Source organism: Ruminococcus hominis (genome assembly GCF_014287355.1).
In the GTDB taxonomy this organism is placed as follows: domain Bacteria; phylum Bacillota; class Clostridia; order Lachnospirales; family Lachnospiraceae; genus Schaedlerella; species Schaedlerella hominis.
Window position 1 is genome coordinate 790,037 of record NZ_JACOPE010000001.1, and the last position, 18,713, is coordinate 808,749.

Consider the following 18,713-nt stretch of genomic DNA (forward strand, 5'->3'; position numbering starts at 1 on the left):
TATTCCGGTGAAGACGACAGCAAAGAGCGTGCTGAAAGGATTGGAAGTGCAGAATGTTGGGGCTGGAGAATATCATATTGAAGTGGAGGAATAAAGAAAAATTTAAAAAAATTTATATTTTTAAGTTGACTTTTTAGCCTGTATGGCATATTCTGATAATAGCTAATAAAAGAAATTAGATTTCTACAGATCAAACTTCTGCAGGAAAAAGAAAAAGCTCAGAGTCGTGACCTCTGAGCTTTTTCTATTCCGTTATGTAAGGTGGCTTATACCTTTAGGCTGGTGCCGCTAATCGTCTCTTTCCAACCATTTGCAAATAAAGTAGCTAACAATACCTGCCATTACGGAGACAATAAAAGAAATTAGAATATCCACAGATTTCACCTCCCTTCTACCGGAAGGAGTCGCGGCTATTTAAGCATATCATATTACAAGTGATTTGGCAAAATGTTCACTGAAAGAGAAAATAGGGCTTTAAGTTATATTGAAATGTAGAATATATATAAAGAGATTGAAAAACAGAAAGAAAAATTGTATAATTTTACCTATAACAACAAAGGAGGATCTTTAAAATGGATCGTTTGAAAGGTAAAGTAGCTATTATTACAGGAGGTAACTCAGGAGTTGGAGAAGCAACAGCAAAAATGTTCGCTAAAGAAGGCGCAACTGTTGTTATCACAGCAAGAAGAGAGGCTGCTCTGGAGAAAGTAGCAGAAGAGATAAAAGCAGCAGGCGGAGAAGTTTATGCTGTTTCAACAGATATCTCGAAGAAAGGAGATCCGGAGCGATTGATGGATCTCGTGATTGAAAAGTATGGCAAGGTAGATATTCTTGTGAATAATGCAGGAATCCTTGAGGAAGGGCTGAAACCAATCGATCGATTCTCAGACGAAGATCTTGATCGTATCGTAGAGACGAATGAAAAAGGAACTATGCGCTGCATGCGTGCAGCAGCACAGAAGATGCAGGCAGGAGCATCCATCGTAAATGTTGCTTCTATTGCCGGAGTAAAGGGATGTGGCGGAGCTGCTTATGTAGCATCAAAAGCAGCAATTGTAGGTGTGACAAAGCATACAGCACTTCGTTTCCAGGCAACAGGTATTCGTTGTAATGCAATCTGCCCGGGAAATATTATTACACCAATGACATCAGGAACAAATCCGGCAGCACTTGATCCGGATATGATTGGTGCGATGTCAACACATAGTAATCTTAGAACACCATCTTGTACAGCCGAAGACGTAGCAAATGTAATTTTGTTCTTTGCAAGTGATGAATCAAAGGCGATTACAGGACAGGCAATTGTAACAGATTTTGGAGCTATGCTGTAAGAATATAATATGGTTAACAAAAACAGGAGCAGAGATTGTTCCTGTTTTTGTTACTGTTCACAGTACCTGTGACCAGCAACGCATCTCACCATTTTAAATCGCCTTTGGCGATGGGCGAGATGCCGTTCAAGATAAAACGTGCATCCTCCGTGCCAATCAGCGTAGTGATTGACACGGGAGTGAACAGTAACCCTGTTTTTTTACTATATTAGGAAAGTTTGCTCTAAGGGGTGTTCATTTTGGGAAATATACTTTATGCTTAGAGTAAACAAAAAAAGAGTGGTGAGATAAGATGAAAACAAGAGAGGAAGCAGTTACCTATGGTCTGACTTTTCAGGACAGCTATGAAGACAGACCCTTCAAAGACCAACGATGGCAAGTAATCCGTGTAAAGCCAAGTAAAAAGATATTTTTGTGGATTTATGAAAAAGACGAAAAGATTTGCTTGAATGTAAAGACTGATTTTAGATGGAGAGATTTCTGGCGTGCTGCGTATCCGTCAGTAATTCCAGGATATCATCAGAACAAAGAGCATTGGAATACAATTATTCTGGATGGATCTGTTCCGGACAAGGATATTAAGCAGATGATCGGCGAGAGCTATGACCTTGTGACAGACAGCCCTACGAAAAGAATCTATGAGGCTGTGAAAAAGATTCCGAAAGGGCATGTGGCAACTTACAGTCAGGTTGCGAAGATGGCAGGAAATGAAAAGATGTCTAGGGCTGTTGGGAATGCACTTCACAAGAATCCAGATCCGGAGCATATTCCATGTTTCCGTGTCGTGAATGCAAAAGGAGAGCTTGCCGGAGCATTTGCGTTTGGCGGAGCGAATGTGCAGGCAGAGCTTTTGAGAGAAGATGGTGTGGAGGTTATAGATGGAAAGGTGGATCTGAAAAAGTATCGGATGTAACGATGGAATGAGATTTTATCTTAGACCACTGAAAAAAGAAGAAATTGAGGGAGCGAGTTTGTTGAGCGATGAATGTGTGGGAAAGAATCTTTATCCAACAGAGGAAATTGCTGCAACGCTTAATGATCAAGAAGGAATATCGGGGAAATGAACTTGCGGTAGAAATGATGCGGAGATTTACTACAAATTACTTTAGGAGGGATGAAGGATGAAAATTAAACTTTTACCCAAATTTATCATTTCACTGGGGATTGTTGGGTTGATACTTACAATTGCGACATCACTCTTTAGTTATGCGACGTCTAAATCCTACCTTGGGAAAATGTATGCAAAGCGAGTGATGACAAATTGTAATGTTATAGCTGCGATGATTGATGTGGAAGATGTAAAAACAATTATTTCGGATGGAGGAAATCAGACACCGGAGTATCAAAAAATGTGCAAACTTTTTAACCAGCTGAAAAAAGATGGTGACGTTACATCTCTTTCACTCGTAGTTCCGGACGAAGATAGTGTTTGTTTTTATATTGACGCTCTGGTCGAAGAAATGGGAGATGATCCTGCAAATCAGATTCCTTACGGAAGCGATATCCTTTATGTCGATGCGGCGAATCCGGACGACCCGGCAGATATGGAGAAGTATATTACCATTTGGCAAAGATATGCAAAGAATAAGGGACTTGATAAACCAATTGTCACGGATAATGATTATGGATACAACTACACGTGGGTATCGGTTATCCTTGATGAATCAGGAAATGCAATCGCAGAAATCCAGTATATACTTGATATGAGTGAAGCAAGGGCATACTTAATTTCTTTGCTGACCAATATGCTGTTGATTTCTTTTGCGATTATTGGTTTGACCATCGTCGCGTACATTTTCTTCGTCAGAAAGATGGTGACAAAACCGATTGGAAAGCTTACCGATTTTACACAGGAAATCACAGAGACAAATAACTTTGAAAATCAGCGTATAGAAATCAAGACCGGAGATGAGATAGAGTCTTTGAGCGATTCCTTTAATTTTATGTTGGAGGAAATTCAAAATTATATATCAAACCTCTCTAAAATAACTGCTGAGAAGGAACGTATCGGAGCGGAATTAGATGTTGCAAAACATATCCAGGAGTCCATGCTTCCATGTATTTTCCCGCCATTTCCTGAGCGGCATGAATTTGATATTTTTGCATCTATGACCCCTGCAAAAGAAGTCGGCGGTGATTTTTATGATTTCTTCCTGGTGGATGAAGATCATTTAGCAATGGTAATGGCAGATGTATCTGGTAAAGGTGTCCCGGCGGCAATGTTTATGATGATTTCAAAAACGTTGATCAAATCAGCGACACAGAGCGGATTGTCTCCGGCGGCAGTGTTAGAAAAAGTGAATAATCAGCTTTGTGAAAATAACGATGCTGAAATGTTTGTAACTGTCTGGCTTGGTATTCTGGAAATATCTACCGGAAAAATGATATGTGCAAATGCAGGACACGAATATCCGGTAATTATGCGTAAAGACGGAGAATTTGAGCTTTATAAAGATAAACATGGATTTGTACTGGCTGCTATGGAGGATATTCGATATAAGGAATACGAGCTGGAAATGAATGCAGGTGACAGGCTCTTTGTTTATACGGACGGTGTGCCTGAAACAATTAATTTGTCTAACACACTATATGGAACGGACAGAATGGTAGCTGCCCTTAATAGAGCTAAAACAGGTTCATGCAGTCAGCTGTTAGAAGCAGTACATCAAGATGTGAAATTCTTTGCCGGCGAAGCGGAGCAGTTTGATGATATTACCATGCTGTGTCTCGAAATAAAAAACACGCTGCCGGATTTGAAAGAAATTAAAATTGAACCATCTTTGGACAAAATGCCAGAGGTGACAGAGTTTTTTGACAGAATTCTTTCCGAGGCAGAAGTTCCGGCAAAAACAGTTTTGCAGATTAATGTAGTTGTGGATGAAATTTTATCTAATATTATTTATTATAGTGGTGCCACCAGCGTTAAGGCCGGATGTGCTTCGATAAATGATCAGGTGATTTTGCAGTTTACGGATAATGGACGCCCATATGATCCTAGAGAAAAAGCAGATCCGGATATTAGTTTACCGTTGGAAGAACGTGAGAACGGCGGGCTTGGAATCTTTATGGTGAAAAAGATAATGGATGAAATTTCTTATGAGTACAAAGATGGTCAAAACATTTTGACGCTCTTTAAGAGGTAAGGGGGGCCAAAAGGGGACGGAGTTTAGTGGCTTTTTTGCGAGTAAAAAAGCCACTAAACTCCGTCCCTATCTGGCTCTAATTTATTTTCATTTCTCCAGTTTTTTGGTGATACCCCATAAACATTTTTAAATGCACGTGAAAAATGTAGCTGATTCGGATATCCTACTGCATTTCCAATATCTGCGATTGAGAGTGAAGTGAGTTTTAAAAGCTCGGCAGCTTTGGTCATGCGATATCTAATCAGAAATTCCTGAGGGGAACGTCCAATTGTATCATGAAAGATCTTTCCGAAATAGCTTCGATTCAATCCGCAGGAAGCGGAAATATCTTCTACAGAAATATCATTTTGAAAATTCTGCTCGATATAAGAAAGAGCTTCTTTGACATAAAAGTCCCGAATACTTCCGTTTTGCTTTACGTGAACTGTTGCAGCAGAACGCATAAAATAATCTAAAAACAGATATAGGTGTCCGATCAAATGAAATGGGGATTCTTCAGGATGCCGACTTAGATAAAGCATTTCTTCCATCATCTGATTGCGAAGTTCTTTTGAACTGGCATGATAAACCGGATGATTCAGGCTCAGACCTGCGGTTGTAACAATCGCACGGGCACGAAGACCATCGAATTCTACCCAGGTGTATTCCCACGGAAGCGTGGAATCAGCAATATAAGTCGTAACCTGTCCGGGGAAAAGCATGAAGCCTTGTCCGCTTTTTACCTGCCAAGTGAGGGTGTTTCCGTTTTCGTCATCTGCGTGTAATGTTCCTGTTCCGGAAATTACATAATGGAAAATGTAATGATTTCTTGCGGCAGGACCAAAAGAATGTGCCGGTGCACATTGTTCCCATCCATATTGATATAATCCAAGATCAACAAAATTTTCATTTGGGAATACGGAAAAAAGTAAATCGCTCATTTAAATCACCTCTGGTATCATTATATATCAAAATGCTAGATAACTTCAATATATGATAGAAAAAATAGCATTTTACCATAAAACATAAAAAATACGGATATTTATAGTCGCATAAAGATATGTTAGAATTTATTTATCAAATAGAAAACCCGAACAAAGAGACCAAAAAATATTCCGGAATGTGTCAAAATGAAAGGTGTATGGTAAAAGGAAGGAGTAAGGAAATGTATAAGAAGAGCAATCGAATCATCTGCATAGGACTGATGTTTTGCATGACTTCGGCAATGATACTTGGAGGCTGTGGACAGAAGAGCGATAGCAGTGGAAAAATAGAAATCGAGCTTGTGCAGTATAAACCGGAAGCGGTGAAAACATATGAAAAAATTGAAGAAGAATTCAATGCAACTCATGATGATATTCATTTAACAATTGAATCTCCGAATGATGCGATGACAGTACTTAAGACACGTTTTATCCGAGAGGACGCACCGGATATTATTGGAATCGGAGGAGACGTCAATTTTTCTAACTTTATTGATTCTGATATGCTGATGGACATTTCAGATTATGAAGGGCTGGATTCTATCAAACAGGCATATTTGGACATCGACAAGGCACTTGAATTTGTGCCGGAGGATGGTGTATATGCTGTGCCATATGTGGCAAATGCAGCAGGAGTTTTGTATAACCGAGAAATGTTTAAGGAACATGGATGGGAAATTCCGGAAACGTGGGATGAATTTGTTGCTCTCTGTGATCAGATTCAGAGTGAAGGAATCCAGCCATTGTATTTTGGATTCAAAGATACGTGGACATGTCTTGCACCTTGGAATGCGATTGCGGTGGATCTTGCACCGGCAGATGTCTGCAGCCAGGTGAATAAAGGGGAGACAACATTTTCAGAAGAATACGTAGAAGTGGCGGAAAAGATAAAAGCACTGCTTGAATATGGACCAAAAGATCCTTTCGCTTATGATTACAATGGAGCTTGTACAGCATTTGCAAATGGAGAATCTGCAATGTATACAATCGGAAGTTATGCAATCCCACAGATTCAGACAGTAAATCCGGACATGGATATCGATTCCTTTGTAATGCCTGCCAATGATGATGCGTCGGAGAATAAATTGAATTCCGGTGTCGATCTTCAGTTCAGTGTTATGAAAGACTGTAAGAATAAAGAAGCAGCATATGAAGTACTTGATTTTCTTTTGAAAGACGAAAATGTACAGAGTTATCTGGATGAACAGAAAGCAGTTCCTTGTAAAGAAGGAGATTTTGAACTTGCTTCAACACTTGATGGAGTGAAATCTTTTATAGAAGAAGGACGAATGGCAGATTATCAGGATCACTATTATCCTTCAGAGATGTCAGTAGATGCACAGATTCAGACATTCCTTATGAAGGGGGATGTAGATGCATTCTTAACAAAGTTTGATAAAGACTGGAAGAGATATAACCGTGATATCATCCGTAAAGTTGAAGACTATGAGAAAGAACATGCAAACGAAGATTAAGGAAGGGGTATTCAAGCATGGGAAAGAAATCAATGAGTGGAAGAAAAAAGACATTTCTTCTGATTACGATTCCAATCGTGGCACTGTTTTTCTGTTTTAATACATTGCCATTGATCAAAGGTGTGATTTATAGTTTTACAAATTTTAAAGGCTATGGAAGTTTTGACTGGGTAGGTCTTAGAAATTATCAGGATTTGTTTACAGACAGCAGAGTCGGAGGATCTTATCTGTTTACATTTAAATTAGCAATCGTAGCTACAATTGTAACAAATGTAATCAGTCTGATCCTGGCACTTGGACTGAACAGCAAAATTAAATTTAAGAGTGCATTTCGTGGTGCATACTTTATTCCAAATGTTCTAGGAGCGTTGGTTGTAGGATATATTTTCAATTACTTCTTCACATACATTCTTCCGGCTTTCGGGGAAATGATTGGAAGTGAGACACTTTCTTCCAGCATGCTGTCCAGTACAAAACTGGCATGGATCGCAGTCGTAATTGTATGTGCATGGCAGGCGATTGCAATGAATACAATCATTTACATTTCAGGACTTCAGACAGTTCCGGAAGATGTTTACGAAGCAGGAGCAATTGATGGTGCAACAGGATGGAATAAGTTCAAGCATCTGACATTCCCGCTTATTATTCCATTCTTCAGCATTAACATGGTGCTTTGCGTGAAAAACTTTCTGATGGTATTTGATCAGATTATGGCATTGACAAAGGGCGGTCCGGCGCAGAGTACAGAATCCATTTCTTATCTGATTTATAACAATGGTATGAGCGGCGGTCAGTTTGGATTCCAGAGTGCAAACGCAGTGATATTCTTTATTGTTATTGTTGTAATTTCTGTATTACAGATGACGATCACAGGGAAAAAGGAGGAGCAGCTGTAATGGAAAAAATGAAAATAAAAGAACGGGTAAATTGGCCGGTAACAATTTTACTTTTACTTGGGTTGCTCACAGTTGCATTTCCATTGTATATGACAATTGTAATTGCATTGAAGAAACCTTCTGAGATGACAAATAGCATCAGCGGAATCCTTTCGTTGCCAAGTCATTTTAGTCTGGAAAATTTTGCAGAGGCAATGCGGGTGACAGATTTCTGGCATTCGCTTGGAAACAGTGTGCTTATCACGCTTGTAACAGTTGTACTTTCCATTCTGATTCATTCTCTTCTCGGATATGCAATCGGAAGAAATAAAAAGAGTAAATTTTATAAATTGATCTATTTCTATGTTGTCAGCGGAATGTTTGTTCCATTTGCAATTTTGATGATGCCTGTTGTAAAGCAGACAGCACAGATGGGGCTGGCGAATAGAGCAGGAGTTATTATTCTGTATGTTGTATTCTATATGCCGATGAATGTGTTGCTTTATTCCGGATATCTGACGAATATCCCGTTGGCATTGGAAGAGGCAGCCTGCGTGGATGGTGCAAGCACATGGAAAACTTATTGGAAAATTGTATTTCCAATTATGAAACCAATGCATGCGACAGTTGCAGTTCTGACAGCACTCGGTACATGGAACGATGTAATGACACCACTTGTAATTATGTCAGGCTCAGGAAGCGGAAATACACTGCCATTGGCACAGTTGACCTTCCAGACACAGTTTGGAACAAACTATAATCTGGCATTTGCATCTTATCTGTTGGCATTGCTTCCGATTCTGGTATTCTATCTGATTTGTCAGAAGCATATCCTCAATGGAGTTGTAAACGGAGCGGTGAAATAATAAAAATTAGAAATAAGTTTTTGGTCGCACATAGTGTGAACAGTAAAAATAGCGAAGCAGGAGCAAAAAAGTAATGAAACCCTTGCTTCGCTATAATAGAAAAAAGGAGTATTTTAGGTATGGGAATTATATATTGCGAGAAAGATAGGACATTTACATTACAGACAAAAAATACGACATATCAGATGCAGGTGGACCAATATGGATTTTTGCTTCATCTGTATTATGGAAAAAAGACAGAAGGATGTATGGATTATCTTCTGACACATTATGACAGAGGATTTTCGGGAAATCCGTATGATGCAGGAGAAGATCGTACTTATTCTATGGACGTACTTCCGCAGGAGTTTCCTTGCTATGGAAATGGCGATTTCAGAAGCACCGCATTTGTAGTTGAAAATGCAGACGGAAGCATGAGCTGTGATCTTCGATACAAGAGTCATACAATCCTTAAGGGAAAATATAATCTGAAAGGACTTCCGGCAGTTTATGCAAGTGATGAAGAAGCACAGACACTGGAAATTTTGATGGAAGATCCGGTGACAGGAGTTATGGTGATTCTGCTTTATGGTGTTCTTTCAGAGTTGGATATTATTACAAGAAGTGTGTGCATAAAAAATGAAAGTAATGGGAAAATCTATCTGAACAAAATAGAGTCTGCAAGTTTAGATTTCCTTTATGGAGATTATGAACTTCTAACATTTTATGGTAGACATGCGATGGAGCGAAATGTCCAGAGAGTTCCGGTAGTGCATGGAACACAGAAAATCGGAAGTGTCAGGGGGACTTCCAGCCATCAGTATAATCCGATGATGATCCTTGCTGAGAGAGAAACGACAGAAGATAAAGGAAACTGTTATGCGATGTCCTTTGTATACAGTGGATGCTTCCAAGGGGAAGTGTTAAAGGATCAATTAAATCAGACGAGAATGATGCTTGGACTTCAGGAGGAAGCTTTTCGTTATCCGCTAGAGAAAAATGAGATGTTCAAGGCACCGGAAGTAATCTTATCCTATTCTTCACGAGGAATGAACCAATTATCTCAGAATCTGCATCAGTGTATCAGAAAGCACATTTGCAGAGGAAAATATAAAGAGCAGGTTCGTCCTGTATTGATCAATAGCTGGGAAGCGTCTTACTTTGATTTTACGGGAGATACAATCTATGAGCTTGCAAAAGCAGCAAAAGAAGTAAACATTGATATGCTTGTTATGGATGATGGTTGGTTTGGAAAACGTGATGATGACAACAGCGGACTGGGTGACTGGTTTGTGAATGAAAAGAAACTTGGCGGTACACTTGGAAATCTGATTGAGAGAATCAATGATCTTGGTGTGAAGTTTGGTATCTGGATCGAGCCGGAGATGGTTTCAGAAGACAGTGAGCTCTATCGAAAACATCCGGATTGGGCATTGACGATTCCGGGAAGAAGGCCGGTCAGAAGCAGAAATCAGCTCGTACTTGATTTTTCAAGAAAAGAAGTTGTAGATGAAATTTATAGTCAGATTTGCAAGGTATTAGATCAGGGAAATATTGAATATGTAAAATGGGATATGAACCGAAGCTTGATGGACATCTATTCAGCGACTACGAAAGACCAGGGAAGAGTGTTACATGATTATGTGCTGGGACTTTATGATTTTCTGGAGCGTCTTGTACAGAGATATCCGAATCTTTTGATTGAAGGCTGCAGCGGCGGAGGGGGAAGATTTGATGCAGGGATGATGTATTATACTCCGCAAATCTGGTGCAGCGATAATACAGATGCAATTGACAGACTACAAATCCAGTATGGAACATCCTTTGGTTATCCGGTGTCAGTAGTTGGCTCTCATGTATCAGCTGTTCCGAATCATCAGACAGGAAGAAAAACTCCGCTTCATACAAGAGGAGTTGTGGCAATGTCCGGAACCTTTGGATATGAGCTGAATCTTATGAATCTTTCGGAAGAAGAGAAACAGGAGATCAGAGAACAGATTGCAGAATATAAAAGCTATGCGCCAATCATTCAGAACGGATTATATTATCGTTTATCTAATCCGACAGAGGAAGAAATCTGTGCATGGGAGTATGTTTATACTGATGAAAAAGAGCAGAGCAAAGTACTTTTAAATATAGTAATGCAGGCAATCCACGGAAATATGACAGTAAATTATGTTAAGCTTCAAGGACTTGAAGAAGCAGCCGTGTATCGGGAAGAGAAGAGTGGAAAAAGGTATACCGGCTCAGCACTTATGTATGGAGGTATGCCATTGCCTGTGGAATTGGGAGAATATCAGGCATATCAGTATTGTTTTGTGAGGGAATAAATATATCAAATTGTTGATAATGAAATAGAAAGTGATGAGAAATGTGAATAATATAGAAAAAATATTTACGCAGCGTATGGAAAAGCATCAGGATGAACTGCGCTGGCTTTACATGGAGTTGTATGGAAATGATGCAATGTATGCAGAACTTTGTAAGCAGATGTATGATTATTATTCAAAGCGTGGCACAGAATTAAAAAAGAGAGATGCTAAGAAAGAGAAGAATCCTGACTGGTTTAAAGAAAAAGAAATGCTTGGCATGATGTTATACATTGACAACTTTGCCGGCAATCTGAAAGGTGTAGAGAAAAAGTTACCATATTTAAAAGAGTGTAATGTAAATTGTATTCATCTTATGCCATTTTTAGATACTCCGAAAGGAAAATCAGATGGCGGATATGCAGTGGCAGATTTCAGGAAGGTGAGGCCGGATCTGGGAACGATGAAAGATCTGGCAAGATTGACAGAAAAATGTCATGAAAATGATATGAATGTGTGCATGGATTTTGTGATGAATCATACTTCAGAGGAACATGAGTGGGCAAAGCGTGCAAGAGCCGGTGAAGGGGAATATATGAGCCGGTATTTCTTCTATGATAACGGAGAGATTCCAGCAAGATATGAAGAAACGGTTCCACAGGTGTTCCCGACAACAGCACCTGGAAACTTTACATGGCTTCCGGAAATCGGTCATTATGTGCTTACGACATTTTATCCGTATCAATGGGATTTAAATTACCGCAATCCAAGAGTATTTAACGAGATGATGTATAATTTCCTTTTCCTTGCAAACCAAGGAATGGATATCATCCGAATTGATGCAGTTCCATATATCTGGAAAGAACTTGGAACAAGCTGTCGAAATCTGAAAGAAGTACATACAATTGTAAGAATGATGCGCATGATTGCGGAAATCGTCTGCCCGAGTGTGATACTGCTCGGTGAAGTTGTTATGGAGCCGGAAAAAGTGGTACCGTATTTTGGTACAGTCGAAAAACCGGAATGTCATATGTTATATAATGTTACAACAATGGCAACAACGTGGAACAGTATTGCAACAAGAGATATCCGGCTTTTGAAGAAGCAGATGGACATTGTAAGTCGTTTGCCGAAGCAATATACATTTTTAAATTATCTTCGTTGCCATGATGATATTGGCTGGGGACTTGATTTTGATACCATGAAGCAATGGGGAATGGAAGAGCCTTCTCATAAACGTTATCTGAATGATTATTTCACAGGAAAGATAGAAGGAAGTGTCAGCCGCGGAGAATTATATAATGACGATCCTGTAACACAAGATGCAAGATTTTGCGGAACGACAGCGTCTATGTGTGGAATTGAAGCAGCGGGATTTGAAGGCAACAAAGAGAAAATGCAGATAGCGATACAGGAAGATTTGATGTTGCATGCTTATATGTTGACACAGTCGGGAATTCCGATGCTTTATAGTGGAGATGAGTTAGGACAGGTAAATGATTATAGTTATAAAGAAAATCCTGAAAAAATATCTGATTCACGGTATCTCCACAGAGGTGCTTTTCAGTGGAAACTTGCGGACAAGAGGAAAGATCTTTCTACCGTACAGGGACAATTATTCCAGATGTTGAACCTCCTGGAACAGATTAGAAGACAAGAAAAAATCTTTTCTCAGGAAGCGGAAGTGTATACTTATGATGTTCACAATGACAGCATTTTAGGAATACTTAGAGAATATAAGGGCGAGCGTTTCATAGCACTGTTTAATTTCAGTGAGAGAGAGCAGACAGCGTGGATGCAGGAAGAAGGAATTTTCAGAAATCTGGTGAATGGTGAGATTATAGAAGTGAAAGATCCGGTTTTAAAGGGGTATGATTTTGTCTGGATGAAATAGACCAATGGGGACGGGGTTTAGTGGCTTTTTTGCTCGCAAAAAAGCCACTAAACCCCGTCCTGATCTGATTCCTGTCAAGTAGACAAGTTAAATAACTAAAATAAAGTGCTGATGAACGATCGTACGAAATGCGCGGTCGTTTTTCTATGCACACCATTTTTCTTTATATTTCTCAATTCGTTTGTTACGTGGAATTAAATATTCAACTGGTTGTCCGGTGGAAAGGGCTTCCGTTCTTATTTCTAGTGGGGTTTTACAATGATACCTATCCTGAGGTCGTTTCTCACTATAAAATTTAATGTAATCTGATATTGCAAATCTTAATGATGTCTCATCTGTTATCTCGTACATTTGATACATTTCCGTTTTTATAATCCCCCAAAACCCTTCCGTTGGACCATTATCTATACAATGCCCAACACGTGACATAGAATGTTCTATTTCATGTTCGTTGAGCTTTTTTTGAAACATTTTACTAGTGTATTGGAATCCTCTATCGCTATGAAAGAGTGGTCTTGCTTCAGGATTGGCAGCCAGTGCTTTATCAAAGGTTTTAAACACAAGCCTACTGTCATTTCGTATGCCAATTACATATGCAACCGGATATCTGTCATATAAATCAAGTATTGCGCTCAAATACAATTTTTTGTTTGTACCTGGAACTTTAAATTCAGTCACATCCGTAGTCCACTTTTTATTAGGAGCATCCGCATAAAAATCTCTGCCTAACTTATTTTCTGAAACAGATTCTGGTGTCGAGGGAGTATAGTTCTTCTTTTTCCTTCTAATTGCAGAATGAATTCCTAACTTTTTCATGATTCTATGTACTCGTTTAGGATTATAGCTTGTATGGTTGAAATGGTTAATCCATGAAGTCATTCTTCTATATCCTAAGATATGATTAAAGCATTCGTCATACTCCTTTATAAGTTCTGCCAATTTCATATTTTCTGCTTCTTGTTCAGGAATCTCGCGATGCAACCATTTATAGTAGGCAGATCTTGATATTTCAAGTTGCTTACACATCCAATTAATACTCCAGTTCTTTGTTTCATAAAAAAACTTTATTGCCATAAATTTTGAATCATAGCGGAGTTTTCCAAGCCTCACATCCTTTCGAAATCCTGTACTTTTTTTAATAATTCAGCCAACATATCCTTTTCTTGTAATTGTCTTTTTAGGCGAGCATTTTCTCTACGAAGGCGTTCTAATTCATCTACTTCTTCATCTGTTTTATGTTGTCCTCGCCTATCAGTTAATCCTTCTTCACCTTGTGTAATATACTTTCTTACCCAAGAATAGACCTGATTATAAGAAACACCATAAATACTTGCTGTTCCTTTATAATCGTGGTTGTGATTAATACAGTAATCCACGATTTTCTTACGTTCTTCAATGGTTGTTTTTTTTCTTGATTCTGCCATATAAACCTCCCGTTTAGGATTATAATCCCGAAGTTTTCTATTAGCATTATACAATAAAACCCATCGTCTAAGTGTTTCTTTTGAAGGAATTCCGTATCGAGCAGCAATCGTTCTTAAACTACCTTTTCCAGCAATATAATCTTCAACCGCCGAAATCTTATCAGATGATAAATAATTTCTGTTACCACTAGAAGGAAGAAATGCATCAACTCCATCCTGAAGATATCTTGGAATCCAATCAGTGATAATAGAATTGCCATTTTTGAAATGAATGCCATATTTATCACATAATTCCATTTCTGAAAGGTTTCCATATAAGTATTCTTCACATACTTTTATAATTATTTCTTTTGAATATTTAGACATAAAAAACCCCCTTAAGTAGATTTTGGTTATTTACCTTGTCTACTTAAGGGGAATCATACCATCCCCATTTGGCTCTCTTATGTAAACATAAAAAAATGTTGCATAATGAAACATGGCAGTGTATACTAAAAGAAAAAGCGGTGATTCTATGAAAACAAAATTTAGTGAGTATTTGACGAAATTACGTAAATCTCGGGGCTACACTCAGGTACAGACGGCAGAAAAACTGGGGGTTTCCAGATCGACTTATACCAATTATGAGAATGGAAACCGGACACCGGATTTTGAAGTACTGGAACGAATAAGTGAGGTGTTAGTCTGTTCCTTAGATGAATTATTTGGAAGAAAACCAATTTATGTTGCAAATTGTGACATGCTAAAGGAAGACAGCATTCTGTACAATGTGGCAGATATACAAGAGGAAAAACCGAAACTTGCAATAGGAGTACAGGACTTTCGTGATTTGCGTGAAAAACAGGCATATTATGTGGATAAAACACAGTTTATTGAACAGTTTTTAGAATCCTGGTATCAGATTACATTAATTACAAGACCGAGAAGATTCGGTAAGACACTTAATATGTCAATGCTGGCAGAATTTCTTGACTGTACAAAAGATTCTTCCGATTTATTTTATGGAACAAAGATTACAAAATCTGACCACTACAAGGAGCTGAATCGATATCCTGTTGTATTTTTGTCGTTCCTTAACGTGAAAGCGGGGGATGCAGAGTCTTTGTGTTATGCATTGCAAGATACTGTGCGCGCGGAGTATGAACGTTTTTATCAGATGGTTAATGATGGAAGGCTGTCAGAATTCCAGGTGAAAACATTTAATATGATTTATAACAGTTTATGTCAGGAAAGCATTGGAAAAGAAATAGAAAATCATCTGATTCGTTCAATTGTTGTTCTTTGTCAGGTACTGAGCACGTATTATGGGGAAAAAGTATTTTTGCTGTTAGATGAATATGATACTCCATTTATGTCTGCAAATTCCGAAGGATATTATGACGAAGTAAGAGCTATGCTGAATCGTTTTCTGGCAACATCCCTGAAAGGAAACGATTATCTTCAAAAGGCAATTCTGACAGGGATTCAGAGAATTGCGAAGGAAAATATATTTTCAGGGCTTAATAATTTAGTTGTCTGCACAGTGCAGGACGAAGATTATGATGACTGTTTTGGTTTTACAGAGCAAGAAGTAAAAGAGTTGCTTACTTATTGTAAAGCAGAATTTTCAGATGAGCTGAAAAAGATGTACGATGGATATCATTTTGGCAGTACGGATGTATATAATCCATGGTCAATATCGTGTTATGCGGCGAGAAGAAGGATGGATTCTTATTGGGTTAATACAAGCGAAAACAGTATTTTACGTAATGCACTTGAAGTACAGGGAAGGTCGTTTGAGAAAGAATATGAGACCTTGATCACAGAAGGCGAAGTAGAAGTGACAGTAGATTTTTCGATGGCTTATTATGAAAAAATGGACGAAGCAAATCTATGGGGACTTCTTGTAAATGCCGGGATTGTAACAATTACAAGAGAAATCGAAGAGGATTATTACAGACTCCGGGTTCCTAATCTGGAAGTGTGGAAAGTGTTCAAAGAATTAACAGCATGTCATCTGCAAATCGATGAGAGACAGATGGAAAAGATGTTAAATGCTCTTAAAAGAAAGGATATGGAACGGTTTGCAGAAGAGTATCAGAGAGTTCTTTTGGAATTGCCATCTTATCATGATCTGAAAGATGAGAATAGTTACCATATGATGACACTTGGGATGTGTGCATTTCTTAGAAAAGATTATGATATCAAAAGCAATCGGGAAACCGGGGAAGGCAGAAGTGATATCTGTCTTTATGCAAAACGTGACAGATATCCAAATCTAATTTTAGAATTTAAGTATACCAAAGATGAAAAAGACGATTTAGAAAAGCTTGCAGAAAAGGCACTGGAACAGATCAAAGAAAAACAATATGATGCAGAGATGACCGGAGAAGTGTGTTATATTGGACTGGCACATTGTGGAAAAAAATCTTGTATCAGATGGAGAGAAAACGGTTGACATCTCCCAGACAAGCTTTTATACTAAGCATGTGAAGAAAACACGGGGAGCTTGTGTACCAGGCTGAGAGGAAGTTGAGAACTTCGACCCATAACCTGATTTGGATAATGCCAACGTAGGAATGTATAAAGCAGTACTTTAGAGAGATACATTTGTTGGTATCTCTCTTTCTTTATAATCAGGCAAAATTGATAATTGAAGATTGAATAAGTTGAGATTGAACAAGAGTTCATGAAGGGGTGCACCACCACGGGTACATTTCTTTCATGAACTCTTTTTTCATTTCATAAGGAAAGGAGCAGTTATGATCACAGTAAATGGAAAACAGATTCAACTGGCATCTGAAATGAGTGTTGCAGATTATCTGGAACAGAATAATTATCAGATAAAAAGGATTGCGGTGGAATTGAATGAAGAGATTCTGCCAAAATATAGTTACTCGGATACAATGCTCAAAGACGGCGATCGTCTGGAGGTTGTGACATTTGTAGGAGGGGGCTGATATCAAATGGCATCTGAAAAAATATTAAGTAAAGAAGAAATTGAAGCGGCACTGAATGAACGACATTCACCGGAAAAGCAGAAATTATTGTCGCAAGGACAGGTGACAATAGCGGGACTGGGCGGATTGGGCTCGAATGTGGCTTATTCGCTTGCAAGAATCGGTGTAGGGCATTTACATTTGATAGATTTTGACGTCGTGGATATTACAAATTTGAACAGGCAGCAATATTTTATGGAGCATATAGGAATGCCAAAAACAGATGCATTGAAATCGTTGCTTTTGAAAATCAATCCTTATCTGGATATTCGCACGGATTGTGTGAAGGTGACGGAAGCGAATCTGAAAGAGCTGTTTGAGGATGCACAGATTGTCTGCGAGGCATTTGATAATCCAGAGGCAAAGGCGATGCTTGTAAATGGAATTCTGGAATATTTTCCGGAAAAGAAGCTTGTGTCAGCAACAGGAATGGCCGGTTATGAGAGTAGCAATACGATTTGTACGAAGAGAATGATGAAAAATTTTTACTTGTGTGGAGATCGTGTGACAGAGCCGACTTATGGAAACGGATTGATGGCTCCAAGGGTGGCAATCTGTGCGGGGCATGAGGCAAATATGATCACACGCCTACTTCTTGGAGAAGAGGATGTCTAAAAGGGCATCTTGGGATTAAAAAACAAGGTGATTATTCTAAAAAATCACAATATAACATAGAAAGAAGGACTTAAATCATGAATCAGAAGGATACATTTACACTTGGCGGAAAAGAATTTAATTCGCGTTTTATTTTAGGATCAGGAAAGTTTTCATTGGATCTTGTGAAAGCATGTGTAGAAAAAGCGGGGGCAGAGATTATCACGCTTGCCCTCCGTCGTGCTAATGAAGGTGGGCTTGCAAATATTCTGGATTATATTCCGGAAAATGTAACACTTCTTCCGAATACTTCCGGAGCAAGAAATGCAGAAGAGGCAGTTCGTATTGCAAGACTTTCCAGAGAAGTTGGATGTGGTAATTTTGTGAAAATTGAGGTTGTAAGAGATTCAAAATACCTTCTTCCAGATAATTACGAGACAATCAAAGCAACAGAAATCCTGGCAAAGGAAGGCTTTGTAGTTATGCCGTATATGTATCCTGATTTGAATGCAGCAAGAGATCTTGTCAATGCGGGAGCTGCGTGTATTATGCCTTTGGGAGCACCAATCGGTTCCAATAAAGGGCTTTGTACAAAAGATTTTATCCAGATTTTAATTGATGAGATTGACCTGCCAATTATTGTTGATGCAGGAATCGGACGTCCATCTCAGGCTTGCGAGGCAATGGAAATGGGAGCAGCTGCAGTTATGGCGAATACAGCAATTGCGACAGCAGGAAATGTTGCAGAGATGGCAGAGGCATTTAAGAAAGCAATTGAGGCCGGAAGAAGTGCATACCTTGCCGGACTTGGAAGAACACTGGAACGAGGTGCAAGTGCATCTTCACCACTGACAGGATTTTTGGAAGACTAGGGGGATGTGAA

The 18,713-nt window shown here is 38.8% G+C and carries 15 protein-coding genes and 1 riboswitch; of the genes, 12 read left to right on the forward strand and 3 right to left on the reverse strand.

What is annotated here, in order from left to right; all coding sequences use genetic code 11:
- Positions 1-572: 572 nt before the first annotated feature.
- The 3 genes from H8S40_RS03475 to H8S40_RS03485 all read left to right on the forward strand — a co-directional run bounded on the left by H8S40_RS03475 (position 573) and on the right by H8S40_RS03485 (position 4,474).
- A complete protein-coding gene (locus H8S40_RS03475) occupies positions 573-1,331 on the forward strand; it encodes an SDR family NAD(P)-dependent oxidoreductase (RefSeq protein ID WP_117907795.1) in 759 nt (252 codons plus the stop codon).
- 292 nt (positions 1,332-1,623) lie between these two features.
- The gene (locus tag H8S40_RS03480; RefSeq protein WP_186864556.1) at positions 1,624-2,244 is read left to right on the forward strand and encodes a methylated-DNA--[protein]-cysteine S-methyltransferase; all 621 of its coding nucleotides are present in this window, start codon (positions 1,624-1,626) and stop codon (positions 2,242-2,244) included.
- 208 nt (positions 2,245-2,452) lie between these two features.
- Positions 2,453-4,474, forward strand: a complete 2,022-nt coding sequence (locus H8S40_RS03485) for a SpoIIE family protein phosphatase (RefSeq protein WP_186864557.1) — start codon at positions 2,453-2,455, stop codon at positions 4,472-4,474.
- Positions 4,475-4,527: 53 nt separating this feature from the next.
- On the opposite strand, the gene H8S40_RS03490 is transcribed toward H8S40_RS03485, so the two are convergent.
- Positions 4,528-5,394, reverse strand: coding sequence for an AraC family transcriptional regulator (locus H8S40_RS03490; RefSeq protein ID WP_118724809.1), 867 nt, complete (start codon positions 5,392-5,394; stop codon positions 4,528-4,530).
- A 224-nt stretch (positions 5,395-5,618) separates the two neighbouring features.
- Here H8S40_RS03490 and H8S40_RS03495 point away from each other — a divergent pair, with 224 nt between their 5' ends.
- The 5 genes from H8S40_RS03495 (at position 5,619) to H8S40_RS03515 (ending at position 12,834) form a co-directional block, all read left to right on the forward strand.
- The gene (locus H8S40_RS03495; protein ID WP_186864558.1) at positions 5,619-6,911 is read left to right on the forward strand and encodes an ABC transporter substrate-binding protein; all 1,293 of its coding nucleotides are present in this window, start codon (positions 5,619-5,621) and stop codon (positions 6,909-6,911) included.
- 32 nt (positions 6,912-6,943) lie between these two features.
- A complete protein-coding gene (locus H8S40_RS03500; protein WP_436286259.1) occupies positions 6,944-7,807 on the forward strand; it encodes a carbohydrate ABC transporter permease in 864 nt (287 codons plus the stop codon).
- Positions 7,807-8,652 carry a carbohydrate ABC transporter permease gene (locus tag H8S40_RS03505; RefSeq protein WP_186864559.1) on the forward strand — a complete coding sequence of 282 codons (846 nt, stop codon included), beginning with the start codon at positions 7,807-7,809 and terminating at the stop codon, positions 8,650-8,652. Before H8S40_RS03500 ends, H8S40_RS03505 begins: the two co-directional genes overlap by 1 nt.
- A gap of 119 nt (positions 8,653-8,771) precedes the next feature.
- Positions 8,772-10,961, forward strand: a complete 2,190-nt coding sequence (locus H8S40_RS03510; protein ID WP_186864560.1) for an alpha-galactosidase — start codon at positions 8,772-8,774, stop codon at positions 10,959-10,961.
- A gap of 34 nt (positions 10,962-10,995) precedes the next feature.
- Complete coding sequence (locus tag H8S40_RS03515) at positions 10,996-12,834, forward strand: amylosucrase (RefSeq protein WP_186864561.1); 1,839 nt, start codon at positions 10,996-10,998, stop codon at positions 12,832-12,834.
- A gap of 144 nt (positions 12,835-12,978) precedes the next feature.
- Here H8S40_RS03515 and H8S40_RS03520 read toward each other — a convergent pair whose 3' ends face one another.
- Positions 12,979-13,908, reverse strand: a complete 930-nt coding sequence (locus H8S40_RS03520) for an IS3 family transposase (protein WP_186864265.1) — start codon at positions 13,906-13,908, stop codon at positions 12,979-12,981.
- A gap of 32 nt (positions 13,909-13,940) precedes the next feature.
- Complete coding sequence (locus H8S40_RS03525) at positions 13,941-14,624, reverse strand: helix-turn-helix domain-containing protein (RefSeq protein ID WP_117992213.1); 684 nt, start codon at positions 14,622-14,624, stop codon at positions 13,941-13,943.
- 148 nt (positions 14,625-14,772) lie between these two features.
- Between H8S40_RS03525 and H8S40_RS03530 the strand changes: the two genes are divergently transcribed.
- From H8S40_RS03530 to H8S40_RS03545, 4 genes are all read left to right on the forward strand, one after another.
- Positions 14,773-16,695, forward strand: coding sequence for an AAA family ATPase (locus H8S40_RS03530; protein WP_186864562.1), 1,923 nt, complete (start codon positions 14,773-14,775; stop codon positions 16,693-16,695).
- A gap of 33 nt (positions 16,696-16,728) precedes the next feature.
- Positions 16,729-16,834: riboswitch (TPP riboswitch) on the forward strand.
- Between the two features lie 165 nt (positions 16,835-16,999).
- Positions 17,000-17,197 (forward strand): sulfur carrier protein ThiS, encoded by a 198-nt coding sequence (gene thiS, locus H8S40_RS03535; RefSeq protein ID WP_022075867.1) that lies wholly within the window; start codon positions 17,000-17,002, stop codon positions 17,195-17,197.
- 6 nt (positions 17,198-17,203) lie between these two features.
- Complete coding sequence (gene thiF / locus H8S40_RS03540; RefSeq protein ID WP_118738007.1) at positions 17,204-17,851, forward strand: sulfur carrier protein ThiS adenylyltransferase ThiF; 648 nt, start codon at positions 17,204-17,206, stop codon at positions 17,849-17,851.
- A 77-nt stretch (positions 17,852-17,928) separates the two neighbouring features.
- Positions 17,929-18,702, forward strand: coding sequence for a thiazole synthase (locus H8S40_RS03545; protein WP_022075865.1), 774 nt, complete (start codon positions 17,929-17,931; stop codon positions 18,700-18,702).
- The last annotated feature ends 11 nt before the right edge of the window (positions 18,703-18,713 follow it).